Source organism: Mucilaginibacter sp. L3T2-6 (assembly GCF_030519355.1).
Taxonomy (GTDB): Bacteria; Bacteroidota; Bacteroidia; order Sphingobacteriales; family Sphingobacteriaceae; genus Mucilaginibacter.
The window spans coordinates 74911-91532 of sequence record NZ_JAUMKC010000010.1 but is presented as its reverse complement, the minus strand read 5'-3'; the positions used below and the strand labels follow the sequence as shown (position 1 = coordinate 91532).

Below are 16622 nucleotides of genomic sequence, written 5' to 3'. Positions count from 1 at the left end.
ACTTATCTGATATGACTTTAAATGATTTTGCTAATCTTTCAGTTGTGCTCACCGGTTATCCGTTAAGTACAATTCTGCCACAACTAGACACGCAACACCAGGCGGAGGAGTTCCTGGAGTTTTTGCAAACCCCGGGGAACGTGCCGGCCGGAGAAATGGATAATCTTGCTGCTGCATGGCAGAAAGCAACTGCAAGTGGTGACCCGGTTCAGGGCGTTAAGACTTATATAATGGCCGACGTAACGCTTGCCCGCCTGGCGCAAAATATAATTATGCTATGGTATTTGGGTGTCTGGTATGATTTGGCCACGCCCCTTACTACCGGTTCTTTTGCTATACAGGTAATTTCGGGTAAAGCCTACAAGAATGGCCTTGCCTGGGGAACCATGGGCGCTCACCCGATGGGGTACAGCGAAGAAAATTTTGGCTACTGGAACACAGTGCCGCCCTTTTTAAATCCGCAACCTTCAAACTAAACCTTACCTCATCATTAAATAACTATGAGCACAACACAAAATTATGATGCCATTATAGTTGGCGGCGGCTGGGCCGGCAGCGCCATTGCATGGAAGCTGGGCTTGGCAGGCAAAAAAGTATTGATTCTTGAAGCCGGCATCCCTTTTCAAAGTGATAACAGGGAAGAGTTTGTAGAGACATTTTTCCTGGCAACCGCCAAAACTCCCGAAGCGCCTTATACACAAAACTACAATGCACCGCGGCCGTCGGTGCTCGATATCAAACAAATTCCTAACCCTCCTGAGCCGCCCGCCGACTGTAGCAGTCCGATCGTGTCTATCGACAAAGGGGGCTATTTTATCCAGCAGGGCCCAATGCCTTTTGGCAGTACTTACGAACGACTGGCCGGCGGTACTTCCTGGCACTGGCTTGGAACCTGCCTGCGCCTGGTACCGAATGATTTTAAACTTAAAAGTACATACGGAGTGGGAGTCGACTGGCCAATCTCGTACAATGATCTGTCGCCTTATTATGATGAGGCGGAATTTGAGATCGGCGTATCCGCCGATGTAGATGAACAAATGATACACGGCATAACCTTCAGCCCGGATTATATTTATCCCATGCAAAGGATTCCTCCCAGTATCCTCGACCAGGTTTTGACGGAAGGATTAAAAAACGTAGCGATTGATAATAACCCTTTAACTGTAACGGGAACCCCGGCCGGCCGTAACGGGGTGTCGAACATCATGAACGACGGAACAGTTTACAATAATGGCCGCCGTCTTTGCCAGGGTAATACCAACTGCACACCGATATGCCCTATCCAGGCTAAATATGATGCAACCATTACGCTCAATAAAGCCCTGCAAACAGGCAATGTTGATATCCTTTACCAAACTGTTGCCAGCAATATCCTTATAGATACAGCAACCGGTGAGGTTACGGGTATCGAGTATAAGCAATATGAAACCAAAAATGGTCCGCAAACGGGTTCAGGGACGGCCACAGGGAGTAAGTACATTATCGCTGCGCATGCTATAGAAGCGGCCAAATTGCTATTGATGTCGAACAGCCAGCTGCCAGCCGGTGTAGCCAATACTTCGGGCCAGGTAGGGCGCAACCTGATGGACCACCCGGTTAATTTAAGCTGGGGCAGTATGCCTGATCCGGTTTATCCTTTTCGCGGGCCACTGTCGACTTCCGGCATCGAAACCACACGCGACGGAAGTTTCCGGAACACACGTGCAGCTTACCGTATCGAGATAGGTAACGAAGGCTGGAACTGGCCGGCCGGCTCACCGTATACACAATTGCAAGGCTATGTGGGGGAGCAGGGATTATTTGGGCAAGACCTGATCAGCCAGATACAACATGATTTTGTTCGCCAGTTCAGGCTTGGCTACCTGATAGAGCAACTGCCCGAAGAAACCAATTACATTGTTCCGTCAGCAAATTGCAAAGATAACTTAGGCATCCCTCGCCCTGAGATCCATTATAACCTTGACGACTATACCCGCGCCGGATTCCAGGCCGCGGAACAGGCTACTGTTACAATTTTCGGAGCGGTAAATGCAACACCGAGCACAGCCAACCGGGTAGCAACAGGAGGCGAGTTTACGTATCAAAATGAAACATATTATTCTAATGGTGCGGGCCACGTAATGGGCACTCACCGAATGGGCGACGACAAAACTACATCGGTAACTGATGCCAATATGAAAAGCTGGGATCACGATAACCTTTATATCGTCGGCTGCGGTTCATTTCCTACAGGCGCTACCGCCAACCCTACACTAACTATGATGGCCCTCGCATTTAAAGCATCTGATGCTATTATAGCGGATTTGGATTTAAATGCATAAATCTTGACCAGTACGGAATGATCCATGATACCGGCGGTGATCACAGCCGGTATCATTACCGAATATTCCTGCCACCCGACGCTCCATTGGGCATTATTTTCAAGACTCTCTTTTATACTCGTCGATCTCCTTCAAAAACTCCATGGCTTTAGCCAGTCTTTTACCCCCAAGGTTTTCGTTAAAGGCTTTCACCCATTTGATATGGATATTTTTATAGGAAAGCTTTTTATATAAATAGATCGATGATATAACAAAAACGGTGACTACAGAAAGATTGATCACCCAAAACTGAATTCCGGCATGCCTTACAAGATCCTGGTTGTACCAAAATATGCACCATAACGGCGTTTGCAAAATCATTATACGACTGGTATTACTAAGTGACGTCTGTATGGCCGCCAGCCGTTGCTGTGCGTCAGTAACATTGCCGGTAATATTAACACCGTTTAATAAGGAAAGGTGCCGGATATAGGATGCCACAGCGAAGATATTAAAAACCGCGATCAGGCCGATGGAACCTGCGAAATACAAATTAGCCCGGGCGTAGAAAGCAAAAAATAAAAGTACTGTTATCCACAATATACCCAATACCAGTCCGGCTATCTGCTGACGCCTGAAGGCGCCGATGTTATTTTCCGCTTTTTGTGCCTGCAGTTCGCAGATTATTTTCTGGTTAAGCTGCAGGGATTGTTCCAGCTTTAAGTCGTATGCATGCCACAGTTGTTTTATATCTGCTTCTTCCATTGTTTTAGCTATTTATCTTTGAGAATTTTTGTTTCAGTTGTTCTTTTATGCGGTTGATTTTGGTGCGGATATTGGTCTCGCTTAAACCTAATATGTCAGCCATTTCTTTTCCACTACGTTCTTCCAGGTAAAGCAGCATCAGCGCCCTGTCAAGCTCCTTTAGCTCGCTGATAAACTTTTGCAACAGGTTTAACTCATGCTCCCGCTCCATCAAAATATCTTCGCCGGCAAAGTCCATTACACGATCGGGAATTGGGCCGGTAACTTCGTTATGGCTTTTTTCTTTGCGATAGGAAGCTATAGCCACGTTTAGGGCGACCCGGTACATCCATGTTGAAAATTTACTTTTGTTGTCGTAACTGCCGAAAGAGCGCCATAGCTGCAGGATGATTTCCTGTACCAGGTCTTTTTTGTCTTCTTCATCTTTTTTAAACGAGTTGGCTATCTTGTAAATGATGCCTTTGTTTTTCTCAATTACAGATAGAAATAACTCGTCGCGCGTAGGTGTACCCATTAATTTGCTGTGCTGTACTAATTTACCTGATAGTTTACACAATTAGTAGCAGCCCGGCGCGGAATGTCACAGGCAACAGCAAGAATCTGTTAAATAATTAAATGTTGATTACAGGCAGGGGGTACTTAACCCTGCAAGCCGCATAAACCTGCTATTCGGTTTAGTGCAGCCTTAACAAACCGGCTGATATGATGTTGTAAATAGCGGATAGTAGGTGTGTTTTTTTTTTAAAGAAGAGCATGATAAAGCACGCGCAGACAGGCTATCGTGATTCATAATGCATCAGAACATTTGTTAATCACGTCAGCCGTCATTCAAGGTGCCATGTATGTAATACAGACATCGTCTTTATTTTGGTTCATAGTTGATAGTTTATGATTCACAGCTGCTGCAAACATTCGTCGGTCATCAACTATCATCTATGAACCATCAACTGCTTATTATTCCCTTATCCAGATATTTCTGTAGCTAATAGGCGCGCTTTTATCGCCATGCGCCTGCAAGCGAAGAGGCGCGGCGCCATGCTTTTGGTAAAAATGTTTTTTGTCGGTAGATGTAAAGCCATGTATTTCAGTATTATTCTGCACCATAACGCCGTTAAAGAAGACAGTAACGCGTGCAGGAGATTTTACGGTTCCGTCATCATTAAACTCGGGCGCAGTATAAGCTATATCGTAAACATTCCATTCGCCTGGCTTTTTGCAGGGATTAGCCAACGGTATCGATTCGCGGTAAACGCTGCCGGCCATACCGTTAACATAGGTTTTATTTTCGTTATTATATACATCCAGCACCTGTATTTCGTACCGGTCTGACAGGAATACGCCGCTGTTACCGCGTGCCTGTCCCGAGCCTGTTATATCGGCCGGTACTCTCCATTCAATATGCAGCTGATAGCTGGTGAAACTGCGTTTGGTGACAATATCCCCGGCCGATTTATTAACTGTTACTATGCCATTGGCAACCGTCCACTTCGCCGGTGATTTATCTTGAGATGTCCACTCGTCCAGGTTTTTGCCATCGAACAAAACAATTGCATCAGACGGGGCATTGCCAAACGTTGCAGCAGGTACCACTACATGCGGAAGCGGCGAGTAAACTTCAGCATTGTCCGGATTGGATGAAGGGAGGTTAGCCTTATTGATTTCGGCTGTCTGGGCGTGAACGATCGTTGTGCTTAACAACAGCAGGCCGGCTGAATAAAACAGGGGGTTCATTAACTTCATAGGGTAATTAAATTTTGATTAAATAGACGATATGTTTCAATTTTAAAGCAAGTTATACATTATTAAAATATTTTTATAGTTCAATCGTCAGCCATTTAGCTGCGGCAATAAACAATTAACAGCCAAAGCGCTTTTGTATCTATGAGAACACGACTTCCGTTTATTATACTGGCCTGGGTACTTGCCGATGTTTATTTTTTTCGTGCCGTTGAAACCCTTACCAATAATCCTGTTATTTTATGGGGTTATTGGTTGATCGATATGCTATTGGTGGCAGGTTTTGTATCTTTAATGAGCCGCACCCGCGCTAACAGGCCTCCTGCCGATCTGATTGCCGTGCTAATGGCGGGCACCCTGCTCACTTTCGTACCAAAAGTTTTGTCTATCCCGGTTTTAGTGATTGGAGATATTACGCGTCTGATTCGTCATTTTCCGCCAAGGAGTATATGGGTCAGTGAGCTTACTATGGCAGTTGCCGCTTTTGTATTTATCAGCCTGCTATATGGTATGACAGGTGGCCGTCATCGTTATAAAGTGCATCGGGTAACGCTGAAATTTGAAGACTTGCCAAAAGAATTTGATGGATTCACCATAACCCAGTTATCCGATATTCATGCCGGCAGCTTCACCAGTCGCAGAGGCGTTGAAAAGGGGATCTCGCTGGTAAATAAACAAAACAGCGACATGATTTTATTTACTGGCGACCTGGTAAATAACAAAGCCAGCGAAATGGAACCATGGATAGAGTTATTCGCAAAGCTTAAGGCTCCTTTCGGCAAGTACTCGGTTTTGGGTAACCATGATTATGGCGATTACATCAGTTGGGAAAGCGAAGAAGCAAAAAACGACAACCTTGCACAGCTGAAACAAGTACATCAGCAAATAGGATTTAATTTACTGTTAAACAGCGCAGTGCAAATTAAAAAAGCCGGCGCGGCGATTGCCCTGATAGGAGTAGAGAACTGGGGAAAAGGCGGCTTTCATAAATATGGCAGCTTAACGAGGGCTACCGCCGGCGTGGCAGATAATGAATTTAAAATATTGATGTCGCACGACCCGTCGCACTGGGAAGCCAAAACCCTGGAACATGAAAAACATATTAATCTTGCGCTCGCAGGCCATACACATGGCATGCAGTTCGGCATAGAATTGTTTGGCTTTCAATGGAGCCCGATAAAATATATGTACCCGCAATGGGCAGGCCTTTATTCGCATAATGGTAAATACCTGTATGTTAACCGAGGGTTTGGATTTTTAGGATTTAAAGGCAGACTGGGTATATGGCCCGAAATAACGGTAATTACTCTGAAGAAAAAATAGCGTTTGAAAGAATAAAGACAGTGTTTTTAATTTGTATGTATTAGGCCGGCAATGTTAATGCTCTTGTCTCAAATTAAATTGTTTTTTAAACAAAACTGTTTAAAAACGGCTGATGTTTTTATAAGACAAGATAAAAAACTATCTTTCAGCCTCAATTATATCAACCAAATAATCATCATGAAAACTCTGTCTATGTTTGGCCGAAGATACGTTACACGTTTTTTCCGGTCGCAAATTATGTTAATGCTTGCGCTGTGCTGGGGCGCTCAATCTTTTGCCCAGGAAACTATGAAAAAAGACCCGGACGTAATCGGCCGCTGGGATTTAACAATAGATAAGGACGGCAAGGGGATACCTTCCTGGCTGGAAGTGCAAAAATCCGGAACACATACGCTTATAGGCCGGTTCTGTTATGCCTTTGGCAGCGCCAGGCCTATATCGGAAGTTAAGGATAATATGGGCAAATACAGCTTTTCTATCCCGCCCCAATGGGAAGACGGCAAAAGCAATATGGATTTTCAGTTTGAGGTAAGCGGCAACCAGATCAGCGGTACCATGGTCTATACCGATGGACAAACCTACCATTGGACGGGCGTACGTGCACCGGAGCTGATCCGTACCAAAAAGCCGGTGTGGGGAACTCCGGTTAGATTGTTTAACGGTAAAAATACAAAAGGCTGGCATGCTGATGGCAAAAATCAATGGATAGCAGAAAACGGGATATTGCGCAGCCCTCATTCAGGTGCAAACCTGATAACCGACAAGACTTATAAAGACTTTAAGTTGCATATAGAATTCCGTTACCCGCAGGGCAGCAACAGTGGCGTGTACCTGCGCGGACGTTACGAATTACAGGTTATAGACACTAAAAGCGGCGAACCGGAACCTATCAATAACCAGTTCAGCGCCATATATGGCTTTTTACCGCCCAACAAAATGATGGCGAAAAATCCCGGCGAATGGCAGTCGTATGATGTTACGCTTGTTGGCCGTATGGTAACGGTTGTGGCTAACGGAACCCCTGTAATCATCAACCAGATAATACCCGGCATAACCGGCGGCGCCCTAGACAGTAAGGAAGGCGAGCCTGGTCCGATATTTATACAGGGTGATCACGGACCGATAGACTATAGAAATATTATTATTACACCGGCAAAATAAAGGCCGCTATCCGTTTTGAGACAACGCCCTGCAAATCAACTTGCGGGGCTTTTGATTTTTAATGTTCTGGAAAACGCAATCGGCTAGGGCCATGTTTGACAAGATTCCTTGCCGAACATTATTCCGGATAAGAGAGTGGTTGTACCAGTTAACAATCGCATGGATAGATCAGCGGCCATACCTGCAACTATTTGAAGTCCTGCCTATTAATCTTCCAGTAAATGCTTCAGGTACAACCCTGGATTCTCCAGAAATGATTTTGTCAAATAAAAGTGCTCAGTAGTTTCGTAAGTCGTTTCGTTAATGCCGTGTTCATCAAATTGATAAATGGTAGAACCGGGGTAGCAAATAAGTATGGGAGAATGGGTAGCAATTATAAATTGTGCACGGCCACCGCGTTCGAGTTCATTTATTACTGACATAAACGCCAGCACTCTCGCTGGTGAAAGAGCTGCTTCAGGTTCGTCAAGGATATATATGCCGGTTTCGAACTTGTTATTGAACAATGACAAAAATGACTCTCCATGCGATTGTTCATGTAAAGACCGGCCGCCATAAGCATTGAGAATGCGTGCATCGTCTATCGCCAATTCATCTATAAAGGACGCGAAATTGAAAAAACTTTCAGCCCGCATAAAAAAGCCGTCATTTATTTTGCGCGGTGTCCATGAAAGCCGCAGGTAGGACGCCAGAGCTGATTCATAGCCTGAAAAACGGTGGCCGGTGTTTGAATTATGATTGCGATTGCCGCCCCTTAAGCTAAAACCGCATTGTTCTGCGATACCTTCCAGTAAAGTGGATTTTCCTGACCCATTTTCGCCCACAAAAAAGGTCACATTCTTTTTTAGGGGAAGTTGCAAACCTCTGTTAAGGCTGGGTATTTGCCGGATGTAGGTGGCGTCCTGCAACACGGGAAGCGATATGTGGGATAGGAAGGGCATAGAATTGAACCTTTGCAGATAACAAACTTACAAATCTTAGTCGCATTCAAAGCAGTTATATAAAATCATATATAACTATCAGTTATGCATTCACTATATTTAATTTACCTTAATGTATTTTAAGCCTTGAAGGTCGTTGTGAAAACTTTTAACGCTGACGGTAAACTACCCAGGAGTGTAATTTTCCGTCTTGATGAATTTATAAATTTATTGATTTATGCAAGCCGACGTTCTGGAATGATATAGCATCACCACTGTATTGTTACAAAAACAATACGGGAGTTAGCAGATTTTTTATCAATTTTAAATATCACTTCCCCTATACCACTTATAAACCAATATTCATGAAAAAAGATCAACTCTCAGCCACTCCTTTGGCTATTGAAAGCCGACCAGGTAAATCAGAAGAAAAAAAAGGTATCGGTCGCCGGCAGTTTATTAAAACAGCCGGAGCAGGCGCCCTGGCATTCAGTATTATTCCGCGTCATGTGCTGGGCGGTGCTGGTTTTACAGCGCCGAGCGATAAGTTAACCCTCGCCTATGTAGGGTGCGGCACTCAAGGTCTTCGCGAAATGCTGCCTATGCTGGCAGTACCTGAAATACAGATTATTGCTGTTTGCGACCCCAACCGGGATGCGGTAGGTTACAGGGATTGGTCAAAAACAGGTCTCCGCGACGAGATCAGAAGGGCTATCAATAAACCTGATTGGCAGCCGGGCGGTGAAAATATTATACCGGGCGGCAGGGAGGTTGGAAAGAACGTTGTGGATAGCTATTACGGTAATGTCCGTGCCAGCGACGATTTTAAAGCTTGTACTGCTTATGCGGACTATCGCGAATTGCTGGATAAGGAAAAAGATCTGGATGCTGTGAAGATCATGACACCGGATCACCTGCATGGCCTGTTCGCGATGGCTGCATTAAAACGCAATAAACACGTACTGATGCACAAACCGCTTTCAAACCGCTTGCTGGAAGGCAAGGCGGTTATTGAATTAGCGCGACAGAAACCCAATGTGGTTACCCACCTGGTGCCATGGGACTCAAATGGCTCCATGGAACAGGTAATGGCCTGGATAAATGACGGCAAAATCGGCAAATTAAGAGAGGTTCATAACTGGACAAATCGCCCGGTATGGCCGCAATATCCAACCTTGCCCGCAGAAAACGTGCCTGTTCCCGAGGGTCTTGACTGGAATCTTTGGCTCGGACCGGAGGCCGACAGGGCATACTCTCCCAATTACACCAATATGGTTTTCCGTGGCTGGTACGATTTCGGCGGAGGCTCCATGGCCGACATGGGGCATTATAGCTTATGGACAGTGTTTAATGCATTAAAACTGACTTCCCCTGAAGTGGTGGTTCCCAATTTAACGCATTATGTAGGTATGGGCGATCATGTTCCTAATTTTGTACGTAACGATTTCTCATTCCCGCAGGGATGCACCGTTAAGTTTAAATATCCTGCTAACGGCGACCGCCCGCCTGTCGACCTTTATTGGTGGGATGGCGGTATAAGGCCAACCGTACCTGAGGAACTAATTGCTATAAACCAGGATGACCTGCCTGCCGAAGGCATGATGTTCATAGGTGAAAAAGGCAAAATAATTTCCGGCTTTTACGTTGACAACCCAAGGCTTTTCTCAAAGAAAAAGAAAGAGGTGAAAGCCGTGAACCCGGTTGTTGATTCCACCAGGCACGATAAGATGGTAGATGCCTTGTCGCTGTTTGCGAAAAGTTGCAAGGCAGGCGCGCAGTATCCGGGCAGTTTTACAGAGGCTGAAGCGCTAACGGAGGCTGTAAACTTATACGCCGCATCGCTCAGGGCCCAGAAGGCACTGAAATATGATGCTGCATCAAGGCAGATCACCAATCTGCCAAGCGCCAACAAATACTTAAAAAGGGATTACCGGACTGGCTGGGACCCGGCTACCATATAAACGAGAATTGACGCTAATCGAATAAATCATACGAATCAGAAGATTATGAACAGAAGAGAATTTATCGGGCATGGCGCAGTAGGGGCAGGAGCGGTGCTGCTGATACCCGGCTTCCTGAAGGCTGCCGGCAAATATAAAACCCCAATCGGTTTCCAGACTTTTCCAATCCGCGACGTATTGGCAAAGGATTTTGCAGGCACTATGAAAATGATGGCCGGATTAGGTTATCAATATACCGAAATGTGTTATCCCAAGGGCTACGCAGGCGCAGGATTTGGTCCGCTGGTTCATGTAAAAACGGCGGACATCAAAAAAATGATAGAAGATGCTGGTCTGCATTGCCCCAGCTGCCATATCGGTGTCGGCAGCCTGAAAAGCAATTTTGGCGAATGTATGGAATTTGCTCATGGGTTGGGCCTGTCACAGATTGTAGTTCCCGGTCTGGAGACTCCGGGCAAAACTATAGAAGATTATAAAACCGCATCGGATGATCTGAATAAACTGGCTGAAAAAATTAAAGGCGAGGGGATGGACACAGGCATGCACAACCATAGCGGCGAATTTAAAATGCTGGACGGCGAACTGATTTACGATGCCATTATGGCCGCACTCGACCCTAAGCTGGTGAAAATGCAATTCCAAACCGAAGTAATAACGCTGGGTTATAAGGGCTCTGCCTATTTTGAAAAATATCCCGGCCGATTTATATCCGCACATTTGTCAGACTGGACCGCAGATAAAAAACAAGTCCCCATCGGCAAAGGCATTATCGACTGGAAAGAGTTTTTTGCTGCGGCCAAAACAGGCGGGGTTAAAAATTTCTTTGTCGAAATGAATATGGATACATATAAGGATAGTGCAGAGTATATTCATAGATTATTAGGATAGGTGATGAGTATTAAAAATACCGATAATAACAAAGCCCTCCCAAAGTTAGGAGGGCTTTGTACCCAGAGCCGGGGTCGAACCGGCACGGCCTTGCAGCCATTGGTGTTTGAGACCAACGCGTCTACCGATTCCGCCATCTGGGCATTTTGGTAGAGAACGGGGCTTATTCCGTTCCGAATCGGGATGCAAATGTATCTAAACTCTCTTTAATACGCAACAGGTATTTTTGTCTAAAATAAAAATCTGCAATTTCATTCAGCCGGCTTTCCTTCGCAGTATCGTCCAAGGACTCGTAACCTGATGATGCTTGGGCGATACCTTCTTCTATATCGCCCTCAATGGCAAGTACTTCTGCGGTTATTTCGCCCAGCTGTTTTGCGTCATCAACTTCCATCAGCCGCTCATTGATGTCCATCATCTCCATCAAAAAATCTGCCGGGAGCTGCGGTTTTGCGCCTTCTTCCAGCAAATTATGGCTGCGCAGAATATATTCCAGGCGCTTATATGGGTCGGTTAAGGTTTGATGGGCTTTATTATTGAGTGTAGAAAGCTCCAGGATTTCCTGCTGCTTTTCGTCGCTTTCGTTAGCATGAAAATCGGGGTGATATTTCTTGCTTAGCTCGTAGAACTTCTTTTTAAGATGAGCGATATCTGGATTGAATGATTCGGGGATATTATAAAATTCGAAATAATTCATGATGCAAAGGTAGTCTGAAAAGTCCAAAAAGTCGGGAAAGTTCCTAAAGAAGTCAATCCAGATGATAATAGTAAAGCGCAGCGTCTTTCCGGACTACTGACTTTCCCGACTTTCGGACTAAAACAATTATCTTTGTAAATTAATTCCCACATCTATGTTATTCGATCAGATACGGCAAAAGCCGTTCTTTATATTAGGTCCCTGCGTAATGGAAAACCAGGAACTGCTGTACAACGTAGCCGAAAAGGTTGCGGAAATAGGGCAGAAGTACAATGTGCCTGTGATATTTAAATCGTCATTCGATAAGGCAAATCGTACCTCTATTCATTCATATCGCGGTCCGGGGCTCGAAAAAGGCATCGAAATGATGCAAAAAGTTAAAGAACGTTTTAACCTGCCGCTGATAACCGATATTCATGAAAGCTACCAGGCGGCCATTGCCGGTGAGGTATTTGACATATTGCAGATACCTGCTTTTCTTTGCCGCCAAACCGACCTGCTGGTTGCCGCAGCCAAAACCGGAAAAATAGTGAATATCAAAAAGGCACAGTTTCTTTCCGGACAGGATATGTTTTATCCTGCACAAAAAGTAGTTGAGGCAGGTAATAACCAGGTGGTACTAACCGAACGAGGTAATATGTACGGCTACAATAACCTGGCTGTTGATTTCAGGAACATTTACGACATGAAAAGCTTTGGTTACCCTGTTTGTATGGATTGTACGCATTCTGTACAGCGGCCCGGAGGGGCGGGCGGTAAAACCGGCGGCGACCGTACCTTTGTACCCATGATGGCCCTTGCCGCCAAAGCTTTTGGCGCAGACGGTTATTTTATGGAAACACATCCCGACCCGGATCACGCCCTGAGCGACGGCCCTAACATGGTGAAATTACAGGATTTGGAAAAAGTAATAGCGCCATTGGTAAGCTGATATGAAAGATATTGCCAAAAGAGTTTTTGATACCGAAATAGAGTCGCTGCGCTTTGTTGCTGATGCCATTAACGATGATTTCAGCAGGGTAGTAGAGGCTATACTTCAGCATACCGGGAAACTGATAGTTATCGGAATCGGTAAATCCGGCATTATCGGAAAAAAAATAGCAGCTACGTTCGCCAGCACAGGCACGCCGAGTTTTTTCCTGCACCCCGGCGAGGCTTTCCATGGCGATCTTGGTATGGTAGGTACCGATGATATGGTTATCCTGATCTCTTATTCAGGCGAAACTGACGAAGTGCTCAAACTGATCCCATTTTTGGAATGGAATAAAAATACCATTATCGGTATCACCGGCAATCCTAACTCTACCGTTGCCAGGAACAGTCATTATCATTTAAACATTGGCATTAAACAAGAGGCGTGCCCACTGGCTTTAGCACCGACTTCGTCAACTACTGCAGCCCTGGTGATGGGCGATGCTTTGGCCGTTGCATTAATGGAATGCCGGCAATTTCAGCATGAGGACTTTGCCCGGTTTCATCCAGGCGGGAGCCTTGGGCGTAAACTGCTTGTGCGGGTTAAAGACTTGATGCGAACAGACAAACTGCCTTTTATTAGCGAGAATGCCTCATTTACCGAGCTGCTGCTCAAAATGTCGGAAGGACGGTTGGGTATGGTAATAGTTGGGAATGCTGGTGACGTTAAGGGTATAATTACGGACGGCGACCTTAGGAGGGCATTGTTTAAAAATCCGGATACCACACAACTTACCGTTACCGGCATGATGACAAAGACACCCGTTTTTATCGGTGAAGATGAGATTATCAATAATGCCGAGCAACTCATGATCGAAAAAAAGATCGCCACTGTGTTGGTCGGCTCATCTGAGGATAGGACAGTCAGTGGTATTTATCAGATTTATAACCAGTAAAAAGAAGTCGGAAAGTCAGTAAAGTCGGAAAGATAAAAAGAAGTCCTTCGAAAACTTACGAAGTCTCAAAGAGTTTGTAAGTTTGACGAACGATGCCGTTTTATACTGACCAACTTAACAGAGATGTAAACTTGCCATCCGTACCTAAACGGATAATCTCGGTCGTCCCCTCCCAAACTGAACTGCTTTTTTACTTAGGGCTTGACGAGGAAATTATTGGCGTAACCAAATTTTGCATTCATCCGGAGGATAAGTTTAGGTCGGCCACAAAAGTAGGCGGCACAAAACAATTGGATATCGATAAGATAAAGTTGCTGAACCCCGACCTTATCATCGCCAATAAAGAGGAAAATGAGCGCGGTCAGCTCGGGGAACTTATGCAACACTTCCCTGTTTGGATAAGCGATATTTATAAATTGGACGATGCGCTCGAAATGATCGAAGCTGTCGGAAAAATAGTTGACCGGGAGGAAGCTGCGCTAACCCTTAGCCGGTCTGTAACTAAAAAGTTCAACGCGCTTCAAGCTACTCAGTCGGGTCTGCGTACGGCCTACTTTATATGGCGCAAACCATATATGGTGGCAGGCAAGAGCACATTTATCGACGATATGCTGCAAAAGTGCGGGCTGGTAAATGCTTTTGATTTCGAACGCTATCCGGAAATAAACGCGCGGCAATTGCAGCAGTCAAAGCCTGATGTAATTTTGCTATCATCAGAACCATATCCCTTCAAAGAAAAACATCTCGATGAGTTAAAGGCTATTGTGCCGTCTGCAAAAATTCAACTGGTTGATGGTGAAATGTTTTCCTGGTACGGCAACCGCTTACTTAAAGCGCCGTCATATTTTGCCGGGTTGATTAAGAGATTGACTATTAATCAATAACTTTAGCTAATTGCCGGATGAAGACAATTGCGGCTGGTTTTTGGCGGGGATATGCTTGAAAGTAGTACAGACGAAAAAAAAAGACCTGCCTCTCTCAAAGCAGGTCTTAAAATCCTAATCTCTAATCACTATTTCACCGGCCACACATTGTTTCTTCTTTCCACATCGGGTAATTGTCTATCGGGATCGATTTCCAATGACTGAATGGCGGATGTCGAAGGATAAATAAATGTCCACGTGCCATTACGTTGCCAGATGTTCACCGGCAAGCGGATGATTTCGCTTTTGCCGTTGGCCTGGGTTATTTTCAGGTCGACAGGCATGGCCATTTTTTCTTTATTCACTAACGTGATCAGCGCGCCGTTTGCCGCATTATCGTTCACGTACTTTACGCTTTCTATAGCCTGGTCAATCTTCCAGGTGGTGAAGAACCATGGCTTAAAAAACCAGTTTAAATCCTCGCCTGACGCGTCATTCATAGCACGAAAGAAATCATAAGGTAGCGGGTGTTTAAACGCCCAGTGCTTGATATAGTAGTTAAAGGCATAGTCGAAACGGTCAGGACCTAAAACTACATTACGCAGCATATCAAGGCCTAACGATGTCTTGTTGTAGTACTGCCCATAATCGTTAAGTCCCATCGCTTCCGGCGCGGTCATCAGGGGATCGCGGGCGCCTTTCATAAATTTGGCGATGCCCATTGCCGGACGGCCCTTTGCGTTAAAGTATTCGCCGTTGTTGAATTTCTCTGTCGAATATTGGTTGATAAATGTGTTAAAGCCTTCATCCATCCACATGTATTTTCGTTCATTAGAGCCTACGATCATAGGGAACCAGTTATGGCCGATCTCGTGGGTTATATCGCCAAATAGGCCGCCATCTTTCAGATTGCTTAAGCAGAAGATAGCACCGGGATATTCCATGCCGAGAGCCACACCGGATACGTTCACCGCCGAATTCCACGGATATTCAAAATATTTATCGGAGTAGATTTCCATGCTGGCTTTCAGGTACTCGGTTGAACGGCTCCATGCATGTTCGCCTGCGCTTTCGGCAGGGTAGGCGCTCTGCGCAATACATTTCCTGCCTGAGGGAAGGTTAACCTTGGCGCCATCCCAAATAAATGCGGTAGAGGCTGCCCAGGCTACATCGCGGGTGTTCTGCATCTTAAAGTGCCAGGTTAATGTGCCTTTAAAAGGGTGTGTTGCAGGCTTACCAACTTCATCGGCAGTGATGACAGAAACAGTTTTATCGCTTTTGCGCATTTCTTCATAACGTTTTTGCTGCACGTCGCTCAATACCTGGCCAGGATTTTCCAAATCGCCTGAGCCAACAACGGTCATGTTTGCCGGGGCGGTTATGTAGTAATCAAAATCGCCATACTCGCAATAAAACTCTCCAAGGCCCATATAAGGCAGCGTGTTCCAGCCTTCCACGTCGTCATAAACGCACATGCGTGGGTACCATTCAGCAATCTCGTACACGTAACCTGCTTTAAATTTCTTACGGCCCATACGGTCAGCACCGTAAAATGGGATCGAAAAGCTGTAATTGATCTTTAATTTAATCTTTTCGCCTTTGCCCTCCATCGGTTTATTCAGCCTTACCTGCATCCGAGCATCTGTTATTACCGGCTGAACGTTATAGTTATCGCCCTTGTAATTAACCGAAACCGACTGTATATGGTACCCGCCACGGCTAAAACCACGTACGTCGAAACGGTCGCCTTCTATAGGAGTGGTAGCAGCACCTCGAGACCCGGGTTTAAATAAATTCTGATCGAGTTGCAACCATAAGTGGTCGAGGTTGTCGGGGCTATTATTAGTATAAGTAATTTCGACTTCCCCGGTAATGGTAGTATCCTGCGGTGTCTCGTTTAAAGATGCTTTGATAACGTAATCGGCGCGGTTTTGCCAGTAATGTTCACCAGGCTGACCGCTGGCTGACCGCGCGCCGTCGCCTGTTACCGGCCATGTGATAGGACCAAATACGTCGTTGTGGTTATATTTGGGTGTATCGGTTTGCGCCGATGCGGTAGCCGCAGTGAGCAGCAGGCCCAATCCGCTTAGTAAACAAGTAATTTTTAAGTATCGCATTTTTTGTTTATGATAATTTCCG

15 protein-coding genes and 1 tRNA gene are annotated in these 16622 nt (G+C 45.4%); 9 read left to right on the top strand and 7 right to left on the bottom strand.

The genetic code is table 11. From position 1 onward, the window contains the following. Positions 1 to 11 precede the first annotated feature (11 nt). Together Q3W13_RS12865 and Q3W13_RS12860 are read left to right on the top strand one after the other, a co-directional pair. Complete coding sequence (locus Q3W13_RS12865) at positions 12 to 476, top strand: hypothetical protein (protein ID WP_302864439.1); 465 nt, start codon at positions 12 to 14, stop codon at positions 474 to 476. Between the two features lie 24 nt (positions 477 to 500). After that, positions 501 to 2321, top strand: coding sequence for a GMC family oxidoreductase (locus Q3W13_RS12860; protein WP_302864438.1), 1821 nt, complete (start codon positions 501 to 503; stop codon positions 2319 to 2321). Between the two features lie 99 nt (positions 2322 to 2420). Here Q3W13_RS12860 and Q3W13_RS12855 read toward each other — a convergent pair whose 3' ends face one another. From Q3W13_RS12855 to Q3W13_RS12845, 3 genes are all read right to left on the bottom strand, one after another. After that, complete coding sequence (locus tag Q3W13_RS12855) at positions 2421 to 3065, bottom strand: hypothetical protein (RefSeq protein WP_302864437.1); 645 nt, start codon at positions 3063 to 3065, stop codon at positions 2421 to 2423. Between the two features lie 4 nt (positions 3066 to 3069). Next, the gene (locus Q3W13_RS12850) at positions 3070 to 3579 is read right to left on the bottom strand and encodes an RNA polymerase sigma factor (protein WP_302864436.1); all 510 of its coding nucleotides are present in this window, start codon (positions 3577 to 3579) and stop codon (positions 3070 to 3072) included. 440 nt (positions 3580 to 4019) lie between these two features. After that, positions 4020 to 4796: a DUF1080 domain-containing protein gene (locus tag Q3W13_RS12845; protein ID WP_302864434.1), complete on the bottom strand. Its 777-nt coding sequence runs from the start codon at positions 4794 to 4796 to the stop codon at positions 4020 to 4022. A 150-nt stretch (positions 4797 to 4946) separates the two neighbouring features. Here Q3W13_RS12845 and Q3W13_RS12840 point away from each other — a divergent pair, with 150 nt between their 5' ends. Beyond that, entirely contained in the window at positions 4947 to 6125 is a 1179-nt protein-coding gene (locus Q3W13_RS12840; RefSeq protein ID WP_302864432.1) for a metallophosphoesterase, read from the top strand. Positions 6126 to 6302: 177 nt separating this feature from the next. Further along, positions 6303 to 7286 carry a DUF1080 domain-containing protein gene (locus Q3W13_RS12835; RefSeq protein ID WP_302864430.1) on the top strand — a complete coding sequence of 328 codons (984 nt, stop codon included), beginning with the start codon at positions 6303 to 6305 and terminating at the stop codon, positions 7284 to 7286. Between the two features lie 206 nt (positions 7287 to 7492). Here Q3W13_RS12835 and Q3W13_RS12830 read toward each other — a convergent pair whose 3' ends face one another. Next, on the bottom strand, positions 7493 to 8227 hold the full coding sequence (locus Q3W13_RS12830; RefSeq protein ID WP_302864428.1) for an AAA family ATPase: 735 nt from the start codon (positions 8225 to 8227) through the stop codon (positions 7493 to 7495). Between the two features lie 344 nt (positions 8228 to 8571). Between Q3W13_RS12830 and Q3W13_RS12825 the strand changes: the two genes are divergently transcribed. Together Q3W13_RS12825 and Q3W13_RS12820 are read left to right on the top strand one after the other, a co-directional pair. Further along, positions 8572 to 10167 (top strand): Gfo/Idh/MocA family oxidoreductase, encoded by a 1596-nt coding sequence (locus Q3W13_RS12825; RefSeq protein ID WP_302864426.1) that lies wholly within the window; start codon positions 8572 to 8574, stop codon positions 10165 to 10167. Between the two features lie 45 nt (positions 10168 to 10212). Then, the gene (locus Q3W13_RS12820) at positions 10213 to 11055 is read left to right on the top strand and encodes a sugar phosphate isomerase/epimerase (RefSeq protein WP_302864425.1); all 843 of its coding nucleotides are present in this window, start codon (positions 10213 to 10215) and stop codon (positions 11053 to 11055) included. 59 nt (positions 11056 to 11114) lie between these two features. Here the strand turns inward: Q3W13_RS12820 and Q3W13_RS12815 are convergent. Together Q3W13_RS12815 and hscB are read right to left on the bottom strand one after the other, a co-directional pair. Continuing rightward, positions 11115 to 11198: transfer RNA gene (locus tag Q3W13_RS12815), tRNA-Leu, on the bottom strand. Between the two features lie 20 nt (positions 11199 to 11218). Then, positions 11219 to 11752 carry a Fe-S protein assembly co-chaperone HscB gene (gene hscB, locus Q3W13_RS12810; protein WP_302864423.1) on the bottom strand — a complete coding sequence of 178 codons (534 nt, stop codon included), beginning with the start codon at positions 11750 to 11752 and terminating at the stop codon, positions 11219 to 11221. Between the two features lie 154 nt (positions 11753 to 11906). Here hscB and kdsA point away from each other — a divergent pair, with 154 nt between their 5' ends. From kdsA to Q3W13_RS12795, 3 genes are all read left to right on the top strand, one after another. Then, a complete protein-coding gene (gene kdsA, locus Q3W13_RS12805; RefSeq protein ID WP_302864422.1) occupies positions 11907 to 12683 on the top strand; it encodes a 3-deoxy-8-phosphooctulonate synthase in 777 nt (258 codons plus the stop codon). A gap of 1 nt (position 12684) precedes the next feature. Next, positions 12685 to 13620: an SIS domain-containing protein gene (locus Q3W13_RS12800; RefSeq protein WP_302864421.1), complete on the top strand. Its 936-nt coding sequence runs from the start codon at positions 12685 to 12687 to the stop codon at positions 13618 to 13620. Positions 13621 to 13712: 92 nt separating this feature from the next. Beyond that, positions 13713 to 14504, top strand: coding sequence for a helical backbone metal receptor (locus tag Q3W13_RS12795; protein ID WP_302864418.1), 792 nt, complete (start codon positions 13713 to 13715; stop codon positions 14502 to 14504). Positions 14505 to 14632: 128 nt separating this feature from the next. Here the strand turns inward: Q3W13_RS12795 and Q3W13_RS12790 are convergent, their stop codons facing one another. Then, the gene (locus Q3W13_RS12790; RefSeq protein WP_302864416.1) at positions 14633 to 16600 is read right to left on the bottom strand and encodes a M1 family metallopeptidase; all 1968 of its coding nucleotides are present in this window, start codon (positions 16598 to 16600) and stop codon (positions 14633 to 14635) included. Positions 16601 to 16622: the final 22 nt, after the last annotated feature.

Bases quoted from the DNA above. Each gene is read 5' to 3' on its own strand.
- Q3W13_RS12790 (WP_302864416.1), bottom strand. From the start codon at position 16,600: ATGCGATACTTAAAAATTACTTGTTTACTAAGCGGATTGGGCCTGCTG.
- hscB (WP_302864423.1), bottom strand. From the start codon at position 11,752: ATGAATTATTTCGAATTTTATAATATCCCCGAATCATTCAATCCAGAT.
- Q3W13_RS12800 (WP_302864421.1), top strand. From the start codon at position 12,685: ATGAAAGATATTGCCAAAAGAGTTTTTGATACCGAAATAGAGTCGCTG.
- Q3W13_RS12830 (WP_302864428.1), bottom strand. From the start codon at position 8,227: ATGCCCTTCCTATCCCACATATCGCTTCCCGTGTTGCAGGACGCCACC.
- Q3W13_RS12845 (WP_302864434.1), bottom strand. From the start codon at position 4,796: ATGAACCCCCTGTTTTATTCAGCCGGCCTGCTGTTGTTAAGCACAACG.
- Q3W13_RS12840 (WP_302864432.1), top strand. From the start codon at position 4,947: ATGAGAACACGACTTCCGTTTATTATACTGGCCTGGGTACTTGCCGAT.
- Q3W13_RS12825 (WP_302864426.1), top strand. From the start codon at position 8,572: ATGAAAAAAGATCAACTCTCAGCCACTCCTTTGGCTATTGAAAGCCGA.
- Q3W13_RS12865 (WP_302864439.1), top strand. From the start codon at position 12: ATGACTTTAAATGATTTTGCTAATCTTTCAGTTGTGCTCACCGGTTAT.
- Q3W13_RS12820 (WP_302864425.1), top strand. From the start codon at position 10,213: ATGAACAGAAGAGAATTTATCGGGCATGGCGCAGTAGGGGCAGGAGCG.
- Q3W13_RS12795 (WP_302864418.1), top strand. From the start codon at position 13,713: ATGCCGTTTTATACTGACCAACTTAACAGAGATGTAAACTTGCCATCC.
- Q3W13_RS12850 (WP_302864436.1), bottom strand. From the start codon at position 3,579: ATGGGTACACCTACGCGCGACGAGTTATTTCTATCTGTAATTGAGAAA.
- Q3W13_RS12860 (WP_302864438.1), top strand. From the start codon at position 501: ATGAGCACAACACAAAATTATGATGCCATTATAGTTGGCGGCGGCTGG.
- Q3W13_RS12855 (WP_302864437.1), bottom strand. From the start codon at position 3,065: ATGGAAGAAGCAGATATAAAACAACTGTGGCATGCATACGACTTAAAG.
- Q3W13_RS12835 (WP_302864430.1), top strand. From the start codon at position 6,303: ATGAAAACTCTGTCTATGTTTGGCCGAAGATACGTTACACGTTTTTTC.
- kdsA (WP_302864422.1), top strand. From the start codon at position 11,907: ATGTTATTCGATCAGATACGGCAAAAGCCGTTCTTTATATTAGGTCCC.